22 protein-coding genes and 2 tRNA genes are annotated in these 22,942 nt (G+C 68.0%); 16 read left to right on the forward strand and 8 right to left on the reverse strand.

Translation table 11 applies throughout. The features are described from left to right. Positions 1-54: 54 nt before the first annotated feature. From ACQCX5_RS00150 to ilvC, 5 genes are all read left to right on the forward strand, one after another. Positions 55-1,182 carry a glycosyltransferase family 87 protein gene (locus tag ACQCX5_RS00150; RefSeq protein ID WP_434540007.1) on the forward strand — a complete coding sequence of 376 codons (1,128 nt, stop codon included), beginning with the start codon at positions 55-57 and terminating at the stop codon, positions 1,180-1,182. Positions 1,183-1,310: 128 nt separating this feature from the next. Next, positions 1,311-1,826, forward strand: a complete 516-nt coding sequence (locus tag ACQCX5_RS00155; RefSeq protein WP_434540008.1) for an aromatic ring-opening dioxygenase LigA — start codon at positions 1,311-1,313, stop codon at positions 1,824-1,826. A gap of 295 nt (positions 1,827-2,121) precedes the next feature. Beyond that, positions 2,122-3,870 carry an acetolactate synthase large subunit gene (locus tag ACQCX5_RS00160; protein WP_434540009.1) on the forward strand — a complete coding sequence of 583 codons (1,749 nt, stop codon included), beginning with the start codon at positions 2,122-2,124 and terminating at the stop codon, positions 3,868-3,870. Further along, positions 3,867-4,397, forward strand: a complete 531-nt coding sequence (ilvN, locus tag ACQCX5_RS00165) for an acetolactate synthase small subunit (protein WP_434540010.1) — start codon at positions 3,867-3,869, stop codon at positions 4,395-4,397. Before ACQCX5_RS00160 ends, ilvN begins: the two co-directional genes overlap by 4 nt. A gap of 73 nt (positions 4,398-4,470) precedes the next feature. Next, positions 4,471-5,499: a ketol-acid reductoisomerase gene (ilvC, locus tag ACQCX5_RS00170; protein ID WP_434540011.1), complete on the forward strand. Its 1,029-nt coding sequence runs from the start codon at positions 4,471-4,473 to the stop codon at positions 5,497-5,499. A 111-nt stretch (positions 5,500-5,610) separates the two neighbouring features. On the opposite strand, the gene ACQCX5_RS00175 is transcribed toward ilvC, so the two are convergent. Beyond that, positions 5,611-5,814: a cold-shock protein gene (locus ACQCX5_RS00175; RefSeq protein WP_434540012.1), complete on the reverse strand. Its 204-nt coding sequence runs from the start codon at positions 5,812-5,814 to the stop codon at positions 5,611-5,613. Between the two features lie 264 nt (positions 5,815-6,078). On the opposite strand from ACQCX5_RS00175, the gene ACQCX5_RS00180 reads away from it, so the two are divergent. Both ACQCX5_RS00180 and ACQCX5_RS00185 read left to right on the forward strand, forming a co-directional pair. Next, positions 6,079-6,624, forward strand: a complete 546-nt coding sequence (locus ACQCX5_RS00180; RefSeq protein WP_434540013.1) for an NfeD family protein — start codon at positions 6,079-6,081, stop codon at positions 6,622-6,624. Between the two features lie 60 nt (positions 6,625-6,684). Next, positions 6,685-8,199 carry a flotillin family protein gene (locus ACQCX5_RS00185; protein WP_434540014.1) on the forward strand — a complete coding sequence of 505 codons (1,515 nt, stop codon included), beginning with the start codon at positions 6,685-6,687 and terminating at the stop codon, positions 8,197-8,199. An 81-nt stretch (positions 8,200-8,280) separates the two neighbouring features. On the opposite strand, the gene ACQCX5_RS00190 is transcribed toward ACQCX5_RS00185, so the two are convergent. The 3 genes from ACQCX5_RS00190 to ACQCX5_RS00200 form a co-directional block, all read right to left on the reverse strand. Next, on the reverse strand, positions 8,281-8,982 hold the full coding sequence (locus ACQCX5_RS00190; protein ID WP_434540015.1) for an L-ribulose-5-phosphate 4-epimerase: 702 nt from the start codon (positions 8,980-8,982) through the stop codon (positions 8,281-8,283). Then, positions 8,982-10,631, reverse strand: coding sequence for a ribulokinase (locus tag ACQCX5_RS00195; protein ID WP_434540016.1), 1,650 nt, complete (start codon positions 10,629-10,631; stop codon positions 8,982-8,984). Before ACQCX5_RS00195 ends, ACQCX5_RS00190 begins: the two co-directional genes overlap by 1 nt. A gap of 244 nt (positions 10,632-10,875) precedes the next feature. Beyond that, positions 10,876-11,928 carry a 3-isopropylmalate dehydrogenase gene (locus ACQCX5_RS00200; protein WP_434540017.1) on the reverse strand — a complete coding sequence of 351 codons (1,053 nt, stop codon included), beginning with the start codon at positions 11,926-11,928 and terminating at the stop codon, positions 10,876-10,878. A 234-nt stretch (positions 11,929-12,162) separates the two neighbouring features. Here ACQCX5_RS00200 and cimA point away from each other — a divergent pair, with 234 nt between their 5' ends. Continuing rightward, the gene (gene cimA, locus ACQCX5_RS00205) at positions 12,163-13,734 is read left to right on the forward strand and encodes a citramalate synthase (protein WP_434540018.1); all 1,572 of its coding nucleotides are present in this window, start codon (positions 12,163-12,165) and stop codon (positions 13,732-13,734) included. 5 nt (positions 13,735-13,739) lie between these two features. On the opposite strand, the gene ACQCX5_RS00210 is transcribed toward cimA, so the two are convergent. Continuing rightward, positions 13,740-15,017: a thymidine phosphorylase gene (locus ACQCX5_RS00210; RefSeq protein ID WP_434540019.1), complete on the reverse strand. Its 1,278-nt coding sequence runs from the start codon at positions 15,015-15,017 to the stop codon at positions 13,740-13,742. A 31-nt stretch (positions 15,018-15,048) separates the two neighbouring features. On the opposite strand from ACQCX5_RS00210, the gene ACQCX5_RS00215 reads away from it, so the two are divergent. The 4 genes from ACQCX5_RS00215 to ACQCX5_RS00230 all read left to right on the forward strand — a co-directional run bounded on the left by ACQCX5_RS00215 (position 15,049) and on the right by ACQCX5_RS00230 (position 17,128). Further along, positions 15,049-15,855 (forward strand): fumarylacetoacetate hydrolase family protein, encoded by an 807-nt coding sequence (locus tag ACQCX5_RS00215; RefSeq protein ID WP_434540020.1) that lies wholly within the window; start codon positions 15,049-15,051, stop codon positions 15,853-15,855. Further along, positions 15,852-16,820 (forward strand): lysostaphin resistance A-like protein, encoded by a 969-nt coding sequence (locus tag ACQCX5_RS00220; RefSeq protein WP_434540021.1) that lies wholly within the window; start codon positions 15,852-15,854, stop codon positions 16,818-16,820. Before ACQCX5_RS00215 ends, ACQCX5_RS00220 begins: the two co-directional genes overlap by 4 nt. Before the next feature lie 106 nt (positions 16,821-16,926). Next, positions 16,927-16,998 (forward strand) — tRNA-Gln (locus ACQCX5_RS00225). Positions 16,999-17,052: 54 nt separating this feature from the next. Further along, positions 17,053-17,128, forward strand: a tRNA-Glu gene (locus ACQCX5_RS00230). Between the two features lie 63 nt (positions 17,129-17,191). Here ACQCX5_RS00230 and ACQCX5_RS00235 read toward each other — a convergent pair. After that, positions 17,192-17,917 (reverse strand): IclR family transcriptional regulator, encoded by a 726-nt coding sequence (locus tag ACQCX5_RS00235; RefSeq protein WP_434540022.1) that lies wholly within the window; start codon positions 17,915-17,917, stop codon positions 17,192-17,194. Between the two features lie 110 nt (positions 17,918-18,027). Here ACQCX5_RS00235 and leuC point away from each other — a divergent pair, with 110 nt between their 5' ends. Both leuC and leuD read left to right on the forward strand, forming a co-directional pair. Next, positions 18,028-19,431 (forward strand): 3-isopropylmalate dehydratase large subunit, encoded by a 1,404-nt coding sequence (gene leuC / locus ACQCX5_RS00240; protein ID WP_434540023.1) that lies wholly within the window; start codon positions 18,028-18,030, stop codon positions 19,429-19,431. Positions 19,432-19,442: 11 nt separating this feature from the next. Then, a complete protein-coding gene (gene leuD, locus ACQCX5_RS00245) occupies positions 19,443-20,051 on the forward strand; it encodes a 3-isopropylmalate dehydratase small subunit (RefSeq protein ID WP_434540024.1) in 609 nt (202 codons plus the stop codon). A 59-nt stretch (positions 20,052-20,110) separates the two neighbouring features. Here leuD and ACQCX5_RS00250 read toward each other — a convergent pair whose 3' ends face one another. After that, complete coding sequence (locus tag ACQCX5_RS00250) at positions 20,111-20,335, reverse strand: hypothetical protein (protein ID WP_434540025.1); 225 nt, start codon at positions 20,333-20,335, stop codon at positions 20,111-20,113. Positions 20,336-20,429: 94 nt separating this feature from the next. Between ACQCX5_RS00250 and ACQCX5_RS00255 the strand changes: the two genes are divergently transcribed. Both ACQCX5_RS00255 and ACQCX5_RS00260 read left to right on the forward strand, forming a co-directional pair. After that, positions 20,430-21,257: a lysophospholipid acyltransferase family protein gene (locus tag ACQCX5_RS00255; protein WP_434540026.1), complete on the forward strand. Its 828-nt coding sequence runs from the start codon at positions 20,430-20,432 to the stop codon at positions 21,255-21,257. A 40-nt stretch (positions 21,258-21,297) separates the two neighbouring features. Further along, complete coding sequence (locus tag ACQCX5_RS00260) at positions 21,298-22,407, forward strand: D-alanine--D-alanine ligase family protein (RefSeq protein WP_434540027.1); 1,110 nt, start codon at positions 21,298-21,300, stop codon at positions 22,405-22,407. Between the two features lie 4 nt (positions 22,408-22,411). Here ACQCX5_RS00260 and ACQCX5_RS00265 read toward each other — a convergent pair whose 3' ends face one another. Then, on the reverse strand, positions 22,412-22,903 hold the full coding sequence (locus tag ACQCX5_RS00265; protein WP_434540028.1) for a DUF3515 domain-containing protein: 492 nt from the start codon (positions 22,901-22,903) through the stop codon (positions 22,412-22,414). Positions 22,904-22,942: the final 39 nt, after the last annotated feature.

Genomic DNA, 22,942 nt, shown 5'->3' on the forward strand with positions numbered 1-22,942 from the left:
CGCCCTTCGTCCATGCAGACCGCGGACTGGTCGCAACGAGTCACGGGTTGGTTGGTGTCCACAGGCCCCGTGGTGTTGGTCGCGTTGGTGGTGCTGCCCCTGGTCATCGAGGGCGGCACCCTGTGGCCATGGGCGCCCCGCACGCCGCAGCTCGACGTGATGCGCTGGGTCGCGGGCGAGCTGGTCTCTGGCCGGGCACCACTCGGCGACGACCAACGTGTCGACTACCCCTGGACGCCCTTCGGCGCGCTGCTGATGGCGCCGCTGGCGCTGCTCACGCCTGTCCTGTGGCAACTGCTGCTCACGGCGTTGTCGGCCAGCGCGGTGCAGTCGCTGCTGCGGCGCCTGTTCGGGCTCACGGGGCTGCGTCTCGTGGTGGCCGGCTGCCTGGCCGTGCTGCTCATCGAGCCGGTGCGCATGGCACTGGGTGTGGGGCAGGTGAGTGTGCTGCTGGTGTGGGTCGTGGTGGTCGACCTGGTGGTGCCCCACCCGCACGCCGACATGGCGTTGCGGCGCCGGGTGCTGCCGCAGGGCACGCTCACGGGCGTGGTGGCTGCCATCGCGCTGCCGGTGCTCTGGGTGCCGCTGGCGATGCTGTCTGCCGGACGGCGCCGGGTCGCGCTCACGACCTTTGGTGCCGCGGCCGCCTGCCTGGTTGTCGGTTGGATGGTGGCCCGCGGGCAGTCGGAAGCCATGCTCGAGCCCGCCGGGGCATTGCCGTCCAATTGGCTGCAGGTCGACAACCAGTCGCTCGTCGCGGCCCTGGTGCGGGTGGGTTCACCGGCACAGCTTGCCCAGGTGTTCGCCGTCGTGGTCGCGGTGGTGGCGGCCTGGGCCGCGGCGCGCTGGTGGGGACATGACCCCGTCCTGGGGTTGGGACTTGCCCTGACCGCCGCGCTGGCCCCCCAGGACCCGGGCTGGACGTGGGGCATGACGGGCACGCTGGTGGTGGCTGCCGGCCTCTGGACGGCCAGGGCCAAGGTGCACCCGTGGGTGCTGACCACCGGTGCGACCTGGGTGCTCTGGACGTGGGTGGGACTGCCCCAGGTTTTGCTCGCCGGGGTACCGGCCGACGGTTCCGGGGCAGCGGCGCAATTGCTCAGCGGTGTCGGGGCGGTGCTGCTGGTGGCGTTCGTCGTGTGCTCAGCGGTGTTCGTCCCGACCCGTTCGACGACCCGGTGACTTCAGTCACGAATTAATGCCACCCCCTGCGGGGGTACATCACCAGACTGGTAGCGTTCTCAACGACTACAGAGCGTCGTAGTCATCCACCCAGCGGCACCAGCCGCCGTCCAGAAAGGGCTCCCCCCATGAGCTCGAAGCCCGCCAAGATCATTGGCATCCTGTCCATCGTTGCCGGCCTCGTCATGATCGTTGCTGGCATCGTCACCTGGAACGTCGTCACCAGCCAGCTCAAGGACGAGCGCATCACCGTCCCCGCCGATGCCGACAAGGTCATGGGCATGACGGTCGCCGGCAAGAAGGTTGAGGGTCCGTTCACCGCCTTCGGCCAGGCCGAGATCATCAAGAAGCACGCGCTGAAGGCCTCGGAGGGCAAGACCTACGCCGAGCTGGGCACTGATGTCAACAAGGCAAAGGCCGACCTCGAGAAGGCCACCACCGACTCTGACAAGCAGACCGCCCAGGCAGCCATCGACAAGGCCCAGGGCCAGCGCAACACCGTCATGAACGCTGCCTTCCTGCGCTCGTCGCTGTTCAGCTCGGTCATCACCTACGGTGTCGCCGCGCTGGTCGTCGGCCTGGGCCTGATGTTCGCCCTGCTCGGCTACGCCTTCGTCTCGCTGAAGGCCCGCCCGGTGGAGTGACTCCGCACCACTGCACGCTCGTGACGCCGACCGCATCCCCGCGGTCGGCGTCCGTGCGTCCTGGGCCGTCCAGAACCTGAGACCGGTGGCGTCACGCTTGACCCGGGCGATTGGATGGGGGATTGTGGTCGTGTGCAGTTCCGAATTCTCGTAGTTCCACAGCGCTGACGTCTCGACGCCGTAGACGCAGCGCTCCCTCGTGTGCCCGCCCGTGGCCTCGGGGGTTTTTTGTTGCTACGACACGTTCGCACGAAATCTGCTCACACAACCCATCGACTCGGTGAAAGGAATCGACATGGCAGCCGAAGAGGCCCCGACCGTCCTCACCGGTGCACAGGCACTGGTGACATCACTGGAGCGGTTGGGTGTAGAGGTGGTTTTCGGCATCCCCGGGGGCGCGATCCTGCCCGCCTACGACCCGCTGTACGACTCCAAGCTGCGCCACATCCTGGTGCGCCACGAACAGGGCGCCGGCCACGCCGCCGAGGGCTATGCCGCCTCGACCGGTCGCGTCGGGGTCTGCATGGCCACGTCCGGGCCCGGCGCGACCAACCTCGTCACCCCGTTGGCTGACGCCTACATGGACTCCGTGCCGATCGTGGCCATCACCGGCCAGGTCAAGTCGAACTTCATCGGCACGGATGCCTTCCAGGAGGCTGACATCCGCGGCATCACGATGCCGATCACCAAGCACAACTTCCTGATCACGGAGGCCGCTGACATCCCGCGCGCCATCAAGGAGGCCTTCCACATCGCCAGCACAGGTCGTCCCGGCCCGGTGCTCGTCGACATCTCGAAGGACGCGCTCGAGAACTCGGCCCCGTTCGTGTGGCCCGAGTCGGTCAAGCTGCCCAGCTACCGACCCAACACGCGTCCCCACGTGCGCCAGTTGAAGGCTGCGGCCCGCATGATCGCCGAGTCGCAACGCCCCGTGCTCTACGTCGGCGGTGGCGTCGTCCGTGCCGATGCCAGCGACGAGCTGGCCGAACTGGTCAAGCTCACCGGTATCCCGGTGGTGACCACGCTGACGGCACGCGGCGCGCTGCCCGACAGCAACGAGCTGAACATGGGCATGCCGGGCATGCACGGCAGTGTGGCGGCCGTCGGCGCCATCCAGCGGTCCGACCTGCTCATCGCGGTGGGCACCCGCTTCGACGACCGGGTCACCGGACGACTGGACACGTTCGCCCCCGAGGCCAAGGTCATCCACGCCGACATCGACCCGGCCGAGATCTCGAAGAACCGGGTGGCTGACCTGCCCATCGTGGGCGATGCCCAGGAAGTGCTCAACGGCCTCGTCACCGAACTGCGCCACCACGAACTGCCCGACCTGGGCGAGTGGCACGAGTTCGTCGGCAGCCTGAAGCGGCGCTACCCGACCGCGGGGGACGAGCCGGTCGAGGGTGAGCTGCTCAGCCCGCAATACGTCATTCGCCGCATCGGTGAAGTGGCCGGACCCGACGCGATCTTCGCTGCCGGCGTCGGCCAGCACCAGATGTGGGCCGCTCACTTCCTGCCGCACGAGCAGCCCCGCAAGTGGCTCAACTCCGGTGGTGCGGGCACGATGGGCTACTGCGTCCCCGCAGCCATGGGGGCCAAGGTCGCCCATCCCGACACGGTGGTGTGGGGCATCGACGGCGACGGTTGTTTCCAGATGACCAACCAGGAACTGGTCACATGCGCCGTCGAGGGCATCCCCGTCAAGATTGCCGTGATCAACAACCAGGTGCTCGGCATGGTGCGCCAGTGGCAGACCCTGTTCTACGACAAGCGCTATTCCAACACCGAACTGCATTCGGCCCGCATCCCCGACTTCCCGAAGCTGGCGGAGGCGATGGGGTGCGTGGGGTTGCGCGCCACCACCCCTGAAGAGGTTGAGGACGTGCTGGCCCAGGCGATGGCGATCAACGACCGCCCCGTCGTGGTCGAGTTCGTCGTGAACAAGGACGCCATGGTCTGGCCGATGGTCGCGGCCGGCACCAGCAACTCCGACATCAAGATCGCCAAGGACCTGGCGCCCGAGTGGGAAGAGGAAGCGTTGTGAACACCCATACCCTGAGCGTGCTGGTCTACAACCGTCCCGGTGTGCTCGCCCGGATCGCCGGCCTCTTCTCGCGCCGCGGCTTCAACATCGAGTCGCTGACCGTCGGCACGACCGAGAACCCCGAGGTCAGCCGCATGACCGTCGTCGCGGGTGTCGAGGACGAACTGGCGCTGGAGCAGATCGCCAAGCAGTTGCACAAGCTGATCGAGGTGCTCAAGGTCGTCGAGCTCGACACCAATTCGGTCGAACGCCAGCTGATGCTCGTCAAGGTGCGTTCCGGCGTCGAGAACCGCTCGAAGATCATCGACACCGTCGGTCTGTTCCGCGGCAAGGCCGTGGACGTCAGCCCGGAGTCGATCACCATCGAGGCGACCGGCAGCCGTGAGAAGCTCGATGCGCTGCTGTCGATGCTGGAGCCCTTCGGCGTCATCGAGATGGTGCGCTCGGGACACGTCGCGCTCGGCCGCGGCGGACGCGGCATCACTGACAAGACCCGTTCTGACCGCCAGCGCGAGCTGGCGGATTGAACCCAACCCACCACACACGTTCTGCGGGCCGCCCGCCCGCGGGCAGAACCCACCTGAAAGGGAACCACCACTCATGGCCAAGATGTTCTATGACGACGACGCCGACCTGCAGCTGATCCAGGACCGTCAGGTCGCCATCATCGGCTACGGCTCGCAGGGCCACGCCCATGCCCTGAACCTGCGTGACTCGGGCATCGACGTGCGCGTCGGGCTGGCCGAGGGCAGCAAGTCGCGCGCCAAGGCCGAGGCAGAAGGGCTGCGCGTGGTCAGCGTCGCCGAGGCTGCCAAGGAAGCCGACCTGATCATGATCCTCACGCCCGACCAGGTGCAGCGCAAGCTCTACGCCGACGAGATCGCCCCCTACCTCGAAGAGGGCGACGCGCTGTTCTTCGCGCACGGCTTCAACATCCGCTTCGGCTACATCACCGCCCCCGAGGGTGTCGACGTCTGCATGGTGGCGCCCAAGGGCCCCGGTCATCTCGTGCGCCGTGAGTACGCCGATGGCCGTGGTGTGCCGGTGCTCGTCGCCGTCGAGAAGGACGCGTCGGGCCACGCCTGGGACCTCGCCCTCGCCTACGCCAAGGCGATCGGTGGCCTGCGCGCCGGTGGCATCCAGACCACCTTCACCGAAGAGACCGAGACCGACCTGTTCGGTGAGCAGGCCGTGCTCTGCGGTGGCGCCTCGCAGCTGATCATGTCCGGCTTCGAGACCCTGGTCGAGGCCGGCTACCAGCCCGAGGTCGCCTATTTCGAGTGCCTGCACGAGCTGAAGCTGATCGTCGACCTGATGTACGAGGGCGGCATCGCCAAGCAGCGCTGGAGCATCTCGGACACCGCCGAGTTCGGCGACTACGTCTCGGGCCCCCGCGTGATCGACGCGCAGGTCAAGCAGAACATGAAGGCCGTGCTGACCGACATCCAGAACGGCGCGTTTGCCAAGCGCTTCATCGACGACCAGGATGCCGGCGCCCCCGAGTTCAAGCGTCTGCGCGCCGAGGGTGAGACCCACCAGATCGAGACCGTTGGTCGCGAGCTGCGCAAGCTGATGTCGTGGGTCAAGCCTGCGGATTCCGACTACGTCGAGGGCACCGCGGCCCGCTGATCCGGCGCGCACGAACCCAGCAGGTACGACAAAGCCCGCCCCCGGTTGGGGGCGGGCTTTGTGCTTGCTGCCAGTGAGCGGAACTCAACTGGTGTGTTCAGCGGGCCGTGCTCAGATGGCGCGGGCGCTCTTGGCCTGCAGGCCCTTGGGGCCCTGCTCGACCTCGAACTCGACCTTGTCGTTCTCGTTCAGGCTGCGGTAGCCGTTCGACTGGATGGCCGAGAAGTGCACGAAGACGTCGGCCGAGCCGTCGTCGGGGGAGATGAAGCCGAAGCCCTTGTCGGCGTTGAACCACTTGACAGTTCCGGTAGCCATGATGGCCTTTCCGTTGAAGTTGCGAAGCACGGATGCGCTCCTGGTGATGCTGGAGGCGAACCGGTATCGCAAACCCTGCGACGCCTGGTGGGCGTCGAGAAGCTAGACGCAGGGGTACCTCAAGACACTGCACCCCACCTTACCAGTGACCAGGGGTCAATGCGGCACCGCCCCTGTCAGGGTGTGCCCTGCCCTGCCCCCGGCGAATGCGGGGGGCGGTGATCCTGCAGACCCCTAGACTTGCCCGACAGAGGGGTGGAACGCATGGAATTCCTGGTCATCGGCACCGTGGGACTGGTCGTCCTGGTCGTCGCGGTACTGATTGGTGAGTTCTTCGACGTGCCCGGCCACGGCGGCCCCCTCGACAGTGACGTGCTGTCGCTGGCCAGCATCAGCGCATTCATCGGGGCCTTCGGCTTCGGCGGCGCGATCGCGCAGCAGGCAGCGGGCACGTTGTGGGTATCAGTGCCGGTCGGCATCGCCATGGGCCTGCTGTTCAGCTGGTTCACCATCTGGTTCACCCGCAAGATCAAGAACCTGCGCACCGACGAGGTGGTACGCACGTCGGCGCTTGTCGGCCACGAGGCGAGGGTGCTCACGGCGATCCCCGCTGACGGCTACGGCGAGATCACCCTCAGTGTGAGCGGGCACCTCGTGAAGTACTCCGCCAAGGCCGCCATCCCCGTCGAGGCGGGGCAGCGGGTCTGGATCTCGAACGTGCTGTCGGCGACGGCTGTCGAGGTGAGCCCCACTGATGCGATCGGCCCCGGTCCCAGCGAGGAATCGTCCACGCCGCCCCTGCAGCCCTGACACGAACACGACCCACGAACCTGACCACCCACGAACCCCACCGAACCCTGAGGAGAAACCGTGCCCACCACGTGGATAGCGATCGGCGCACTTGTGCTGCTGCTGATCCTGATCGTCGTCCTGGTGATCAGCCGTTACCGAGTTGCCGGCCCCAATGAGGCCTACATCGTCACCGGCCAGAAGGGTCGTGAGGTGCGCAACCCCGAGACCGGCGTCGTCTCGACCGACCTGTCCGGCCAGAAGGTCGTCATGGGCGGCGGCGTCTTCGTCGTGCCCTTCGTGCAGCGGCTGCACGTGCTCGACCTGTCGAGCCGCCGCATCATGGTGCAGATCCGTGGCGCTGTGTCGGGCCAGGGCATCAAGCTCAACCTCGATGGCGTGGCGATCGTCAAGGTCGGCGGCAATGAGGACTCCATCCGCGCTGCCGCCCAGCGATTCTTGAGCCAGCAGGACGAGATCGAGACGTTCACCCAGGAGACCCTGGCCGGCTCGCTGCGTTCGATCGTCGGCTCGCTCTCCGTCGAGCAGATCATTCGTGACCGTGCGGCGTTCGCGCAGCGTGTGGCCGACGAGTCGGAGTCGTCACTGACGGGCCAGGGCCTGGTGCTCGACACGTTCCAGATCCAGGACATCACCGATGACGGCTCCTACCTCAGCGACCTCGGGCGCCCCGAGGCCGCCAAGGTGCAGCAGGTCGCTTCGGTGGCCGAATCAGCCGCGCGGCAGGAGGCCGAGCAGGCCCGCATCGCCGCCGAGCAGCAGATCGCGATCAGCCAGCGTGAGTTGATGCTGAAGACCGCAGAGATCAAGGCCGAGACGGACGCCGCTGCCGCGACCGCGGCCGCATCGGGCCCGCTGGCGCAGGCCGACCGGGACCAGGCCATCCTCACGGAGCAGGAGAAGGTGGCCGTGCGCCAGGCGGCGCTGAAGGACCGCCAGCTCGACACCGAGGTGCGCAAGCCCGCCGACGCCGAGCGGTACCGCATCGAGACTGAGGCCGAGGGCCGCAAGAACTCCGACATCTTCCAGGCCGAGGCCGCCAAGGCCACTGCGATCGCCCGTGCACAGGCTGAGGCTGAGACCGCACGCCTGACCGGTGAGGGTGACAAGTCGCGTCGTGCCGCGCTGGCAGAGGCCGAGGCCATCGAGGGTGCCCGTCGCGGTGAGGCCGAGAAGGCACGTCGTATCGCCGAGGCCGAGGCGGTCCGTGCCGAGGGTGAGGCGCAGGCGTCGGCCATCCTGGCCACCGGCCAGGCCGAGGCCGAGGCCATGAACAAGCGCGCGCAGGCCTTCGCGGCCTACAACGAGGCCGCCGTGCTGCAGATGCTCGTCGAGGTGCTGCCGCAGGTCGCCGAAAAGGTGGCCGCACCGATGGCGTCGATCGACAAACTCACGGTTGTCTCGACCGATGGTGCGGCGGCGCTGCCCAAGCAGGTCACCGACAACGTGGTGCAGACCATGGAGCTGATCAAGAACACCACCGGTGTCGACCTGTCCAGCCTCATCAGCCGCTATTCCGGCACGGCGACCGAGAAGGCTACCGGTACCGAGGTCATCAAGGCCGACGCGCAGTAGGCCAGCCGCCTGACCGATGCACACAGCACCGGGCCCGGACGAGTGGTCGTCCTGGCTCCGTGCCGTTCGTGTCCTGTGCCGCTACTTCTGTCCGTAGACGTTCTGGTAGCGGTCGTAGAGCTGGTCGATGAACTGCTGGGGTATCGGGATCGGCTCACCCAGCTGGCGCGAGATGTGCACCGTCCGGGCGACTTCTTCGACCATGACGGCGGCCTTCACCGCATCCTTGGCGTCCGACCCGATCGTGAACGGGCCATGGTTCTGCATGAGCACTGCCCGCGACCGCGAGTCCTTCAGCGTCTCGACGATGCCGCGCCCGATCGAGTCGTCCCCGATGATGGCGAACGGCCCGACCGGGATCGGCCCACCGAACTCGTCACCCATCATGGTGAGCACGCAGGGAATCTCTTCACCGCGCGCCGCCCAGGCGGTGGCATAGGTCGAGTGCGTGTGCACCACACCGCCGACCCTGTCCATGTTGGCGTAGACGTAGGCATGCGCCGCGGTGTCGCTCGAGGGCTTCAACTCGTCCGGGGTGCCGTCGTCGATCTTCTGGCCATCCAGGGTGCAGACGACCATCGTCTCGGCGCTCAGCTCGTCATAGCTGACCCCGGACGGCTTGATCACGAACAGGTCAAGTCCCTTGACCCGCTGCGACACGTTGCCGGCGGTCCAGACCACCAGCTCGTTGCGGGGCAGCTCTGCGTGCAGGGCTGCCACCACCTCACGGGTCTGCTGGATCAGCTGCTGCTGTTCGGGCGTGTAGTCAGCGAGTGCAGTCATCACTTGCCCTCGGTCGCTTCGCGGCGAATCTGCTTCAGCGTGTGCATGACCTCGTTGCCGCCGCGGCCGAAGTAGTCGTGCAGCTTCTTGTACTCGGCGTAGAGCCGGTCGTACTTGGCGGCACGCTCCTCGTTGGGCACGTACTTGTTGTCCTCCTTGCCGCCCATCGCCTCGGACGCAGCGAACACGTCAGGGTAGATGCCTGCGGCGACCGCGGCGTAGATGGCTGCACCGAGTGCGGGGGCCTGCGACGAGGTGGCCACCGACAGCGGACGACGGGTGATGTCGGCGTAGAGCTGCATCAGGAAGGTGTTCTTCAGCAGGCCGCCGGCGCCGACGATCTCGCTGATGTGCACGCCATGTTCCTCGAAGTTCTCGATGATGACGCGCGCACCGAACACGCAGGCCTCCTGAATGGCACGGTACTGGTCCTCGGGGCGGGTGAGCAGCGTCTGGCCGAGGATCATGCCCGACAGGTTGGCGTCAGCCAGGATCGAGCGGTTGCCGTTGTGCCAGTCGATGGCGATGAGGCCGTGCTCGCCGACCTCCTGTGCGGCGCCCTTCTCGGTGAGCAGGTCGTGCAGGCTGATGCCACGTTCGTCGGCCTCGGCCTGGTACGAGCCGGGCACGCAGTTGTCGACGAACCACGCGAAGATGTCGCCGACGGCAGTCTGGCCGCCCTCGAAGCCCCAGTAGCCGGGCACGATGCCACCGTGGACGATGCCGAAGGTGCCGGGCACCTCCTTGTAGTCCTCACCCGAAACGACCCAGCACACCGAAGTGCCGAGGATGCCGGTCAGCTGGCCGGGCTCGACCGCCTTGGCTGCGGTCGCGGTGACGTGCGCGTCGATGTTGCCCGACGCGACGGTGACGTCAGTGCCCAGGCCCAGCGCATCGGCCCATTCCTGCGTCAGGGTGCCGACGGGGGCGCCCAGCGGCACGATCTGCGCGGGCATCTTCTCTTCGAAGACGTTCTCGAAATCAGGGTTCAGCGCCTTCAGGTACTCCTTGGACGGGTAGGCGCCGTCCTGGTACTGGCGCTTGTAGCCCGAGTCGCCCTCGGCGTAGGCGAGGTTGCCGGTGAGCTGCCACGGGATCCAGTCCAGCGCGTTGACGATGTGCTTGGCGGCGGCGAAGACCTCCGGGGCCTTCTCGAGGGTTTCGAGCGCCTTTGGCATCAGCAGCTCTGAGGACAGCACGCCACCGTAGCGACCCAGCCAGTCCTCGTTGCGCTCCTCGGCAAGGGCGACGATGCGGTCGGCCTGGTCCTGGCCGCCGTGGTGCTTCCACAGCTTGATCCAGGCGTGCGGGTTGTCCTTGAACTCGTCCAGCTGGTTCAGCGGCGTGCCGTCCTCGGTGGTGACCAGCACCGTGGCCGAGGTGTGGTCCAGACCGATGCCCTTGATCTCGGCCGGGTCGATGCCCGCCTGCTTGACGGCCTCGGGAATGGTGAACTTCAGCACGTCGATGTAGTCCTGCGGGTCCTGCAGGGCGAAATCGGGGGGCAGCTTCTTGCCGGCCAGCTCCCGGTCGATCACGGCACTGGGGTAGTCCATGACCGCGGTGCCGACCTCCTCGCCGTTCTCGGCGTTGACGACGATGGCGCGTCCGGACAGGGTGCCGAAGTCCATTCCAATGACGTAGCTCATGAGTGCAGCTCCTTTGTCAGCGACTGAGTATGTGCGCCATGACTGCCACGTGGGGCCGGTCACAGGTCGGATGTCCGCGGGCTCTGCGGACCCTGTGACCGGCCCCACGTCGCGCTGTGTCGAGGACGCAAGCGTGTGGGATCACACTAGCCGCGTGATCTTCGCCGTGTGTCGCTGGGGTGGCTCTTGCACATAAGAGCTACCCGGGTGCTGGTAGTGCAGGAATTTTGTGCGGTGGTGCTGTTCAGACAGCTGCGGCGATGGCATCACCGACGGCGCTGGTCGAGCGCTTCGTGGTGCCGCGCGAGGCGATGTCGGCGTGCACGGCGGCCTCGATGCGGGTGGCATCCTCGCGCCGACCGAGGTGGTCGAGCAGCAAGGCCATCGAGCTGATGGCTGCGGTCGGGTCGGCGATCTGCTGGCCGGCGATGTCGGGGGCAGAACCGTGCACGGGCTCGAACATCGAGGGGAACTCGCGGCTCGGATTGATGTTGGCCGACGCGGCCAGGCCGATGCCACCGGTGACGGCAGCGGCCAGGTCGGTGACGATGTCGCCGAACAGGTTGTCGGTGACGATCACGTCGAAGTGTGCGGGGTCGACCACCATCTTGATCATGGCGGCGTCGATGTGCAGGTAGTCGGTCTGCACGCCCGGGTACTCGGCGCCGATCTCGGTGAAGACGCGGTTCCAGAGGCCACCGGCGTTGACCAGCACGTTGTGCTTGTGCAGCAGGGTCAGCTTGTTGCGGCGGCGTGTCGCCCGCTCGTACGCGTCGCGGACGACCCGTTCGACGCCGTAGGCGGTGTTGACGCTGACCTCGGTGGCCAGCTCGTGCGGGGTACCGACGCGCACGGCGCCGCCATTGCCGCAGTAGAGGCCCTCGGTGCCTTCACGAACGACGACGAAGTCGATGGTCCTGCCCTCGACCACGGACGGGGCCAGGGGGGTGGCCACGCCGGGGTAGAGCACGCTGGGCCGCAGGTTGATGGCGTGGTCGAGGGCGAACCGCAGCTTGAGCAGCAGGCCGCGCTCGAGCAGGCCGCTGGGGATGTCCTTCGACCCGGGGGCGGCGCCGACGGCGCCGAGGATGATCGCGTCGACGCCCTTCAGTTCTTCGAGCACCGCATCGGGCAGCACCTCGCCGGTGCGCTGCCAGTAGCTGGCGCCCAGGTCGTAGTCGACGAAGTTGAAGGTCTGCTCACCGACGGTGGCCTTGAGCACCTTGAGCGCCTCGGTGGTCACCTCGGGGCCGATGCCGTCGCCGCCGATGACTGCGATGGTGGGGGTCTGGTTCATGGGGGCAAGCCTAGGACCCGCGGCGGGGCAGCGCCGTCGGCATCTCAACCGGCCGCCGGGCCGCAAGGCCGTCCCACGTGGGACGTCGCAAGGACGTCCCACGTGACGGACGTCGCAAGGACGTCCCACGTGACGGACGTCACGTCGCAACTGCCCACGGCGGGGACACACTGAATGATCAGTGGTTTGCGACGAACCATGTTTGCGAAGAACAAGCCCAGACCTGGAGACTCGATGACGACCAGCCCAGTGGCGCCTGAACGGGTGCACATCTATGACACCACCTTGCGCGACGGTGCCCAGCAAGAGGGCCTGCGCCTGTCGGTCGCCGACAAACTGCGCATCACCACGCTGCTCGACGAGCTCGGCGTGAGCCACATCGAGGGTGGCTGGCCGGGGGCCAACCCCAATGACACCGCGTTCTTCCAGGCCGCCGCCGACGAACTGACGCTGCGCAATGCCCAGCTGGTGGCGTTCGGGTCGACCCGCAAGGCCGGTGGCAGGGCCGCCGATGACGCCCAGGTGGCGGCGCTGCGGGATGCCCGCACCGACGTGATCTGCCTCGTGGCCAAGTCGCACGACGGCCACGTCGAGCAGGCGCTGCGCACCACCCTGGACGAGAACCTTGCGATGGTGAGCGACACCGTGCGCCACCTGGTCAGCGAGGGCAAGTCGGTCTTCCTGGACTGCGAGCACTTCTTCGACGGGTTCGTCCGCAACCGCCACTATGCCCTCGAGGTCGTGCGCACCGCTGCCGAGGCGGGGGCCGAGGTGGTCGTGCTCTGCGACACGAACGGCGGCATGCTGCCCAGCCAGATGGGCGACATCGTCTCTGCTGCCGCAGCCATCGGCGTCGACCTGGGCATCCACTGCCACAACGACACTGGCTGTGCCGTCGCCAACTCGATGGCCGCGCTCGAGGCCGGTGTGATGCACGTGCAGGGCACCATCAACGGCTATGGCGAGCGCACCGGGAATGCCGACCTGTCGACCGTGGTGGCCAACCTGCAGCTGAAGTACGGCTGGGACGTGCTGGGCGGAAGCGGCCTGGAGTCGCTCACCCGGATCAGCCACGCGATCGCCGAGATCGCGAACCAGTCGCCGCAGCCGCGCCAGCCGTACGTGGGTCGCTCGTCGTTCGCCCACAAGGCTGGCCTGCATGCCAGCGCCATCCGCGTCGACCCGAACCTGTACCAGCATGTCGACCCCGCGCTGGTGGGCAATGACATGCGCATGCTGATCTCGGACATGTCCGGGCGCGCGAATGTGCAGATCAAGGCCGAGCAGTTGGGCATCGAGCTGGACGACCGTGAGGCCGCCGCCAGGGTCGCCGACCGGATCAAGCAGCGCGAGGCCGAGGGCTATTCCTACGAGGCCGCCGATGCCAGCTTCGAGCTGCTGCTGCGCGATGAGCTCGGCCTGCTCGACAAGCCCTACGAGGTCGACACCTGGACCGTCTCGACGACCCACGACGCCTCTGGTGCGGGCGACTCGGTCGCCACCATCCACCTGGGCGGCCAGACGTTCGCCGGGCACGGCAATGGCGCGCTCGCGGCCCTCGACGTGGCCCTGCGCCGGGCGCTGCACCCCGAGCACCCGTCGGTCGAGCACTACCAGCTCGTCGACTACCGGGTGCGCATCATCGACCAGGGGCAGGGCACCGACTCACTCGTGCGGGTGCTCATCGACACCGTGAACGAGGACGAGACCTGGACCACGGTGGGGCTGGGCACCAACGTGGTCGAGGCCTCGTGGGAGGCGCTGTCGGACGCCTACCTCTATGGGCTGGTCAAGCACTACGCCTGACGGGGTCAGCTGACCTTCTCGATGACCAGCGGCGCCGTCACGGGGGCGGTGGCGCTGATGGTCCAACCACCCTGCAGCGCCTCGACCGCCCGGGGTACGGCGGCCTCGGTGTCGGTGTGCAGTTCGAACAGCGGCTCGCCGGCACGCACCCGGTCACCCGGCTTGGCCCTGAGGACGACGCCTGCTGCGGCCTGCACGGGGTCCTCCTTGCGCGCGCGGCCGGCACCGAGCCGCCACGCGGCGATGCCCACGGCCATCGCGTCCAGGCTCGCCAGCACACCGTCGGCGCCCGCGGTGACCACCTCGACATGCTTCGCCGTCGGCAGCGGGGCGTCGGGGTCGCCACCCTGGGCGGCGACCATCCGGCGCCAGTGGTCCATGGCAGAGCCATCGGCGAGCTTGTCGGCAGGGTCGACGTCGACCCCGGCCGCGGTCACCATCTCGCGGGCAAGCGCAAGGGTCAGCTCGATGATGTCGGCGGGGCCGCCACCGGCCAGCACCTCGACCGATTCGGCGACCTCCAGTCCGTTGCCGGCGGTCAGGCCGAGTGGGGTGTCCATGCGGGTCAGCAGCGCGGTGGTCTTCACCCCGGCGGCCTTGCCGAGGGCCACCATGCGCCGCGCCAGTTCGGCGGCGTCCTCGTGGGTCTTCATGAACGCGCCCGAGCCGACCTTCACGTCGAGCACCAGTGCGCCGGTGCCCTCGGCGATCTTCTTGCTCATGATCGAGCTGGCGATGAGCGGGATCGATTCGACGGTGCCGGTGACATCGCGCAGTGCATAGAGCTTCTTGTCTGCCGGTGCGAGCCCCGAGCCGGCCGCGCAGATCACGGCGCCGACGTCCTCGAGCTGGTCGAGCATCTGTTGGTTGGTCAGGTTGGCCCGCCAACCCGGGATGGCCTCGAGCTTGTCGAGGGTGCCGCCGGTGTGGCCCAGCCCTCGTCCACTCAACTGGGGGACGGCCACCCCACAGGCGGCCACCAGGGGGGCCAGCGGAAGCGTGATCTTGTCACCGACACCACCGGTGGAATGCTTGTCGGCGGTCGGGCGCGAGAGGCCCGAGAAGTCAAGGCGCTCGCCGGTGTTGATCATGGCATTGGTCCAGGTGGACAGTTCCCGGTCGTCAAGGCCCCGGAAGAACAGAGCCATGGCCATCGACGACATCTGCTCATCGGCCACGATGCCGTCGGTGTAGGCGCGGATGAGCCAGTCAATCTGCTCCTCGGTGAGCTGGGCCCCATCACGCTTGGCGCGGATGAGGTCGACCACGTCGAATGAAGTCATGTGTGGAAGTATGCCCGGATAGGCTGCGGCCATGCGCATTGCCCGATACTCCCTGCCCGGCCAGGACCCTGCGTTCGGCATCGTCGAACTCGCCGAGGACGGTGCCGAGCACCCCGACACCGTGGCCACACTGACCGGCGACCCGCTCGCCGGCCCCGTCAACTACACCGGGGCGAGGCACTCCCTGGCCGACGCGCGGCTGTTGGCGCCGGTCATCCCACGGTCGAAGGTCGTCGGGGTGGGGCGCAACTATGCCGCGCATGCCGCCGAACTGGGCAACGAGGTGCCGCAGGCGCCGCTGATCTTCTTCAAGCCCAACACCACGGTCATCGGGCCGGGGGACTCGATCGTGCGGCCGGCGGACAGCGAGGCGCTGCACTTCGAGGGCGAACTGGCCGTCGTCATCGGACGTATCGGCAAGCAGGTGCCCGTCGAGCGTGCCGCCGAACTCATCTTCGGCTACACGATTGCCAATGACGTCACCGCCCGCGACCTGCAGCAGGCGGAACCGCAGTGGGCCCGGGCCAAGGGCTCGGACACCTTCTGCCCCCTGGGCCCATGGATCGTCACCCACCTTGACCTGGCAGAGGCCTCGGCGCTGTCGGTGCGCACCACGCTCGACGGTGAGCTCAAGCAGGACGGCAACACCGACCAGATGGTGCACGGCATCGCCCAGTTGATCAGCTGGATCTCCGGCTTCACCACGCTGCTGCCCGGCGACGTGATCCTGACCGGGACGCCGGCCGGTGTGGCGGCCATGGTGCCGGGCCAGCAGGTCAGCATCACGATTGAGGGCATCGGCACCCTGACCAACGGCGTCGTGGCGGAGGACGAGTGACCCAGGACCACCCCGCCCCGGCGTCCCGTCAGCTGGCGGCGCACGACCCCGTGCTGCCGTTCGGTGGCCCGACCCAGCCCATCAGTGCGCCCGATTCGGGGGTGCCCTACACCCAGGTGCTCCGTGGTCGCGGGTTCTGGCCGGTGCGCAGCTGGTTCGGGCTGGCCTTCGCCCTGTTCGGGTATGCGTTGATCGTGCCGCTGGTGAACCAGGGGCTGGTCTGGCTGTTCTGGTTGTTCCAGGGACGCCCGGGCAGCTACACCGAGTACTTCGGGCGGGCGCGCGGCTATGAGATGCCGTTGGGGCTGGTGGCGGGACACGTCGCGCTGGCAATGCTGATCCCGATCTCGCTGGCAATGGTGGCGCTGTGGCACCGTCGCCCGGGGTCATTCCTGGGCAGTGTGCAGCCGGGCATGCGGTGGCGCTACCTGCTGCTGGCGCTCCCGGTGGCGGCGCTGATCCTGAACGTCGTCCTCTGGGTCGATGCCGGCAGCGTGCCGCAGTTCAGCGTGCCGGACGGCTGGTGGTGGTGGGTGCTGGCCATCGTGGTCTTCTCGCCGCTACAGGCGGCCGGCGAGGAGTTCTTCTTCCGCGGTTACCTGCTGCAGGGGATCGGGTCACTGTCGCGGCACAAGTGGGTCGGCATCGTCGCGTCGGCATTTGTGTTCGCCATGTTCCATGGTGTGCAGAACGTGTGGCTGTTCGTCGACCGGTTCGCCTTCGGGCTGTTGGCCGCATTGCTGGTCGTGCTGACCGGCGGACTCGAGGCGGCCATTGCCGCCCACGTCGCGAACAACGTGTTCGCCTTCGGCTATGCGGTCTTCAGTGGTTCGGTCGCCAGCACCCGTGCGGTGCAGTCGATCGGCCCGAAAGAGGCGCTGGTCGATGTGCTCGGCTTCGCGCTCGTGGCCCTGGCCACCTGGTGGCTTGGCAGGCGGCTCAAGGTGGCCACGACCACGCCCTGAGCACTCGATTTGAATCCTCGGGCGACCATCCTCTAGAGTTAGTCGTCGTTGCGAACGGTGCGGCACCTGCCCCGAAGGGGCTGGTCAGCGGGCCAATCGCAGCCGCTGGGGTATGGTGTAATTGGCAACACGGATGATTCTGGTTCATTTGTTCTAGGTTCGAGTCCTAGTACCCCAACGCAGCAGAGTGATTTGGCCGGATGCGCAGGCATCCGCTACGATTCTCTAGCTCGCCCCCGTTGTATAGCGGCCTAGTACGCTGCCCTCTCACGGCAGTAGCGCCGGTTCGAATCCGGTCGGGGGTACCACACCACAGCGGCCCGTCCCAGATCTGGGACGGGCCGCTGTGTGTTCAGCTCACTGTCTTCAGCTCACTCTGTGACGGCAGCGCGGCGCAGCACATCCGACAGTCGCTCGGCGGCCGACATGACAGCAGCGGCGTGCAGGCGTCCCGGCTGGCGGGTCAGGCGCTCGATGGGGCCCGAGACCGAGACGGCGGCGATGACCTTGCCGGAGGGGGCCCGCACCGGCGCGGAGACCGAGGCCACACCCGGTTCGCGTTCGGCCACCGACTGCGCCCAGCCGCGACGACGCACGCCGGCCAGCGCCACTGCCGAGAAGTTCGACTGGTTCAGCCCGCGCTGCATGCGCTCGGCGTCCTCCCAGGCCAGCAGCACCTGGGCGGCAGAACCTGCGGTCATCGTCAGCGACGATCCCACGGGAACGGTGTCGCGCAGCCCCGAGGGACGCTCGGCCGCGGCGGCGCAGATGCGCACATCGCCCTGGCGGCGGAACAGTTGGGCCGATTCACCGGTGATGTCGCGCAAACGCGCAAGAATGGGACCAGCGGTCGCGAGCAGCCGGTCCTCGCCGGCGGCGGCGGCCAGTTCGGCCAGACGTGGGCCAAGCACGAAGCGACCCTGCAGGTCGCGCCCCACCAGGCGGTGGTGTTCGAGGGCCACGGCCAGACGGTGGGCCGTCGGGCGGGCCAGGCCCGTCGAGGTCACCAGACCGGCCAGGGTCGTCGGACCCGCTTCGAGGGCGCTGAGCACCAGGGCTGCTTTGTCGAGTACGCCGACACCAGAGCTTTCGTCCATGTAGTGAGACTACGGTCTCACCAATTGAAATGGCAACCTAGGCTGTATGCATTGAAATCCAAGCATGCTGTCTGCCGCACGGCGGCACCGGCACCGACTACGGAGTGGTGATGGGCAAGACGCTGAGCGAGAAGCTCTGGGACGCACATGTCGTCCGTCAGGCCGAGGGTGAACCCGACCTGCTGTACATCGACCTGCACCTGGTGCATGAAGTCACCAGCCCGCAGGCTTTCGACGGACTCCGGCTCGCCGGGCGCCAGGTCCGTCGTCCTGAGAACACGCTGTGCACCGAGGACCACAACACCCCGACGCTCAACATCCTCGCCCCCATCGCCGACCCGGTCAGCCGGGCCCAGGTCGACACCCTGCGCAAGAACGCCGAGGAATTCGGCCTGCGAATCCACTCGCTGGGTGACAAGGACCAGGGCGTCGTGCACATCATCGGCCCCCAGCTGGGCATCACCCAGCCGGGCATGACGATCGTGTGCGGCGATTCCCACACCTCGACCCACGGTGCGTTCGGTGCGCTGGCCTTCGGCATCGGCACCTCTGAGGTCGAGCACGTGCTGGCCACCCAGACGCTGCCGCAGGCCAAGCCGAAGACCATGGCGGTCACCGTCAATGGTGACCTGCCCGACGGCGTCACCGCCAAGGACCTGGTGCTGACGCTGATCAGCAAGGTCGGCACCGGCGGCGGCCAGGGCTACATGGTCGAGTACCGCGGCACCACCATCGAGTCGCTGTCGATGGAAGGTCGCATGACCATCTGCAACATGTCGATCGAGTGGGGCGCCAAGGCCGGCATGATCGCCCCCGACCAGAAGACCTTCGACTACCTGCAGGGGCGCCCGCATGCTCCCGAGGGTGCCGACTGGGACGCCGCCGTCGAGTACTGGCAGACGCTGCGCACCGACGAGGACGCCACGTTCGACCGCGAGGTCGTGATCGACGCCGCCGAACTGACGCCGTTCGTGACCTGGGGCACCAACCCGGGCCAGGGCGTGCCGCTGGCCGGCAATGTGCCCAGCCCCGACCAGTTCAGCGACCCCGTCGACCGCGCGGCCGCCGAGCGTGCGCTGGACTACATGGATCTGGCTGCCGGCACCCCGATGCGCGACATCAAGGTCGACACCGTCTTCCTGGGCTCGTGCACCAACGGCCGCATCGAAGACCTGCGGCTGGCCGCCAGCGTGCTGAAGGGCCACAAGATCGCCGACAGCCTGCGCATGCTCGTCGTGCCCGGCTCGGCGCGCGTGCGTGTCGAGGCCGAGGCCGAGGGCCTCGACAAGGTCTTCCTGGACGCGGGTGCCGAATGGCGCGCCGCCGGCTGCTCGATGTGCCTGGGCATGAACCCCGACCAGCTGACCCCCGGCGAGCGTTCCGCCTCGACGTCCAACCGCAACTTCGAGGGCCGCCAGGGCAAGGGTGGTCGCACCCACCTGGTCTCGCCCGCCGTCGCTGCCGCCACCGCCATCACCGGACACCTGAGCGCTCCGGCCGACCTGAAGGCCTGAAGGAACCCACCATGGACAAGTTTTCGCACCATTCCGGCGTGGCAGTCCCGCTGCGCCGCAGCAATGTCGACACCGACCAGATCATTCCGGCGGTCTACCTGAAGCGGATCACCCGCACCGGTTTTGAGGACGGACTGTTCGCCGCCTGGCGCAACGACCCCGAGTTCGTGCTGAACCAGGAGGCCTACAAGTTCGGTTCGGTGCTGATCGCCGGGCCCGACTTCGGCACCGGTTCGTCGCGTGAGCACGCCGTGTGGGCGCTGCAGAACTACGGCTTCAAGGTCGTGATCGGCAGCCGTTTCGGCGACATCTTCCGCAACAACTCCGGCAAGGCGGGCCTGCTCGTGGCCGTCGTCGGCCAGGACGTTGTCGAAAAGCTGTGGGCGTACACCGAGGCCAACCCCGGCAGCGAAATCACGGTCAATCTCGAGACCCGTGAGATCACGCTGGCCGATGGCACCAGCTTCGGCTTCCAGATCGATGACTTCACCCGTCACCGCCTGCTCGAGGGCCTGGACGACATCTCGATGACGCTGACCCACGAGGCCGACATCGCGTCGTATGAGGCGACCCGTCCGAGCTTCAAGCCGAAGACGCTGCCTGTGAAGACCGCCGGCTGAGCCCGTAGCGCGCCATGACAACGGCCGCCCTCCCGATGGGGAGGGCGGCCGGTTGCGATTCAGTCAGGCAGCGCCGCGCTGGTGCCGCCGATGGTGATGCGCCGCACCGTGGGCCGGCCGTCAGAGGGTGACTCGTCCAGTTCTGCCAGTACGCGCTGCCCGGTCACCGGACGAAGCCCGGCCGCGGCAGTGGCCGGCACCACGAGGCGTTCGCCCCGGTCGGTGACGGCGGACCAGCCGCCCCCGGGCTGGGGAGGACCGAGGGTGAGCGCCAGTCGTGCCATGCGGGCAGTCTAGTGGCCGCGTCGCGGCGGGCGTTGCCGTGCCGTGCCCGGTACCCTCGGAGTGATCACCAGCCGACGAACCCGAGGAGCGCGCGTGAGTGGCAAGGCCGTGGCGGCGCTGGCGTCCCTGGACAGCAGCGATCGGCAGCGACTCCCATTGTCCGAGGCGAACCACGAACCGGCCGAACCCGTCTACCGGGGCCTCGGCAGGTTCGCCCACGGGCTGGCGCGGCTGCTGTTCACGCGCACCTGGTACGCGTCCGGGCGACTGCCGAGCACTGGTGGCATCGTCATCGTCAGCAACCACCTGTCCTACATGGACGCCATCATCCTGGGCGAGTACCTGATCTGGTCGGGACGCTGGCCACGCTTCCTGGGCAAGGCTGAACTGTGGAAGGTGCCGGTGGTGGGCTGGTTGGCGCGCAGCACCGGCCAGATCCCCGTGTTCAGGCGTACGACCCGCGCCGGTGAAGCCCTGGTGGCTGCGCAGCACGCACTCGAGCAGGGCAGGGCCGTGACCATCTTCCCCGAGGGTACCGAGACCCGCGACCCCGACTGGTGGCCCATGAGCGCCCAGCCCGGGGCGGCGCGACTGGCGTTGCAGGGCGGCTGGCCGCTCATCCCCGTGGCGACCTGGGGAGGGCACGAGATCATGCCGGGGCACAAGGCCACCTGGCCGCGACTGGTGCCGCGCAAGCACTGCTCAGTGATCACCGGCGAGCCCGTGGACGTCGACGACCTGCGCACCCATGTCGGCACCCCGTTCGAGGACGAGGCAGTCCGTGCGGCCACCGACCGCATCCAGGACGCCCTCACCGAACTGGTCGCGACCTTGCGTGGCGGTGAACAGCCGCCGGCCGCGGGCCGATGGCAGTACAAAACCAGCCAGCGGGTGCCCAGCAGGCCCGACATCACCCACTGACGACCCCGCCGCCTTCCTGACCCACCCGAACGGAGTTGCCATGACCGACACCACCGCACACGACCGCACCACCGTGCTGCTCGTCTATGGCGGCAAGAGTTCGGAGCATCCCGTCTCGTGCCTGACCGCCGCCGGGGTGCTCGCAGCCATCGACCATGACCGGTATGAGGTGCTGCCCGTCGGCATCACCTCAGCGGGCCGTTGGACCCTCGTGCCGATCGATGTCGCAGCGGCCATGAAGACCGTCGACGGGCAGCTACCCACCGTCGATGACTCCTTTCCCGAGGTCGTGCTGGGCAACGGGGGAGTGCTGCACCGCGTCGGTGCCACCACCCCCGTCGCCACGGTGGACGTTGCCCTGAGCCTGATGCACGGCCCCTACGGCGAGGACGGCACCATCCAGGGGCTGTTCGAGATGGCCGGCATCCGCTACGTGGGTTCCGGTGTCGCCGCGAGCGCCAACGGCATGGACAAGGCACTCATGAAGACCACCTTCGCCCGCTTCGAGCTGCCCCAGGGCCCGTGGCAGCTGGTGACCGACAGCGACTGGACGCACCACCGCGACGAGACCCTGGCCGGGCTGCAGCCACTGGGGCTGCCCCTGTTCGTGAAGCCGGCCCGCGCTGGCTCGTCCATCGGCATCACGAAGGTGACCGATCCCGCCGACCTGCCAGCCGCCATCGAGGCGGCCCGTGAGCACGACCCCCGGGTCGTCGTCGAGCAGGGGCTGTCGGGCGTGCGCGAGATCGAATGTGCCGTGCTGCAGGGACGCGATGGCGCCGCGCCGCGGGCGTCACTGCTGGGTGAGGTGCGCATGCTCACCGACGGGTTCTATGACTTTGACGCCAAGTACCTGCCCGGTGAGCAGGTGGCGCTCGACATCCCCGCCACGGTGGACGACGAGTTGCAGGCGGCTGCACAGGCCGTGGCGGTCAGGACGTTCGAGGCCATGGGTGCTGAGGGTCTGGCCCGGGTGGACATGTTCGTCACCCCCGAGCGGGCGGTGCTGGTCAACGAGATCAACACCATGCCCGGATTCACGCAGTACTCGATGTACCCGCAGCTGTGGCAGGCGACCGGGTTGGCCTATCCCGACCTGGTCGATGAGCTGCTGCAGTTGGCCCTGGCCAGGCCGCTGGGCCTGCGCTGAGCCCTCACTGGCAGGGGGACACCACAGCCATCTTCTTCACGGCGGCACCCAGGTCCATCAGGGCATCGCCGGCGGGCTCGTACTGCTCGGGCACGATGACCTCGATGTAGCCGGTGCGCCCGATGGTGGTGAAGCGCCAGGCCTTCTTCACGGCCGTCCCGGGCTCTTCGGTGAACCAGCCCACGCCGTTGAGCTCGTCGCAGTGGCTGGTCTGGGTGAGCGACGCGGGCTTGTCGACACCGCAGCGCACGCTGATCGCCGGGTCGCCCCATGTGGCGAGGTTGCCCTCGAGGCCGACCCGCCCCTGGCCCAGCAGCTGCCCCGGCAGTGCGGCCATCACCGCAGCGCATTCGGTGGCAACCGCGCCGGTGGGCGAGGGCTGTGCCAGTTCGGGGCTGCCCGAGCAGGCCGCGAGCACACTGCAGGCCAGCAGCACCGCCGCTGCCCTGCCCGCGATCGCCCTGCCCACGATTGCCGATGCCGTGCGTTCGCCCATCATGTCCCTTGTCGCCGTCGTCGCCGGATGTTTCCCGCC

It is taken from the genome of Aestuariimicrobium sp. G57 (genome assembly GCF_050110855.1).
Classification (GTDB): Bacteria; Actinomycetota; Actinomycetes; order Propionibacteriales; family Propionibacteriaceae; genus Aestuariimicrobium.

Excerpts from the sequence above, each read along its gene's own strand:
- ACQCX5_RS00160 (WP_434540009.1), top strand. The coding sequence starts at position 2,122 with ATGGCAGCCGAAGAGGCCCCGACCGTCCTCACCGGTGCACAGGCACTG.
- ACQCX5_RS00190 (WP_434540015.1), bottom strand. The coding sequence starts at position 8,982 with ATGACTGCACTCGCTGACTACACGCCCGAACAGCAGCAGCTGATCCAG.
- ACQCX5_RS00235 (WP_434540022.1), bottom strand. The coding sequence starts at position 17,917 with ATGGACGAAAGCTCTGGTGTCGGCGTACTCGACAAAGCAGCCCTGGTG.
- ACQCX5_RS00250 (WP_434540025.1), bottom strand. The coding sequence starts at position 20,335 with ATGGCACGACTGGCGCTCACCCTCGGTCCTCCCCAGCCCGGGGGCGGC.
- cimA (WP_434540018.1), top strand. The coding sequence starts at position 12,163 with ATGACGACCAGCCCAGTGGCGCCTGAACGGGTGCACATCTATGACACC.
- ACQCX5_RS00210 (WP_434540019.1), bottom strand. The coding sequence starts at position 15,017 with ATGACTTCATTCGACGTGGTCGACCTCATCCGCGCCAAGCGTGATGGG.
- ilvC (WP_434540011.1), top strand. The coding sequence starts at position 4,471 with ATGGCCAAGATGTTCTATGACGACGACGCCGACCTGCAGCTGATCCAG.
- leuD (WP_434540024.1), top strand. The coding sequence starts at position 19,443 with ATGGACAAGTTTTCGCACCATTCCGGCGTGGCAGTCCCGCTGCGCCGC.
- ACQCX5_RS00265 (WP_434540028.1), bottom strand. The coding sequence starts at position 22,903 with ATGGGCGAACGCACGGCATCGGCAATCGTGGGCAGGGCGATCGCGGGC.
- ACQCX5_RS00200 (WP_434540017.1), bottom strand. The coding sequence starts at position 11,928 with ATGAACCAGACCCCCACCATCGCAGTCATCGGCGGCGACGGCATCGGC.
- ACQCX5_RS00180 (WP_434540013.1), top strand. The coding sequence starts at position 6,079 with ATGGAATTCCTGGTCATCGGCACCGTGGGACTGGTCGTCCTGGTCGTC.
- ACQCX5_RS00175 (WP_434540012.1), bottom strand. The coding sequence starts at position 5,814 with ATGGCTACCGGAACTGTCAAGTGGTTCAACGCCGACAAGGGCTTCGGC.
- ACQCX5_RS00155 (WP_434540008.1), top strand. The coding sequence starts at position 1,311 with ATGAGCTCGAAGCCCGCCAAGATCATTGGCATCCTGTCCATCGTTGCC.
- ACQCX5_RS00215 (WP_434540020.1), top strand. The coding sequence starts at position 15,049 with ATGCGCATTGCCCGATACTCCCTGCCCGGCCAGGACCCTGCGTTCGGC.
- ACQCX5_RS00195 (WP_434540016.1), bottom strand. The coding sequence starts at position 10,631 with ATGAGCTACGTCATTGGAATGGACTTCGGCACCCTGTCCGGACGCGCC.
- ACQCX5_RS00260 (WP_434540027.1), top strand. The coding sequence starts at position 21,298 with ATGACCGACACCACCGCACACGACCGCACCACCGTGCTGCTCGTCTAT.
- leuC (WP_434540023.1), top strand. The coding sequence starts at position 18,028 with ATGGGCAAGACGCTGAGCGAGAAGCTCTGGGACGCACATGTCGTCCGT.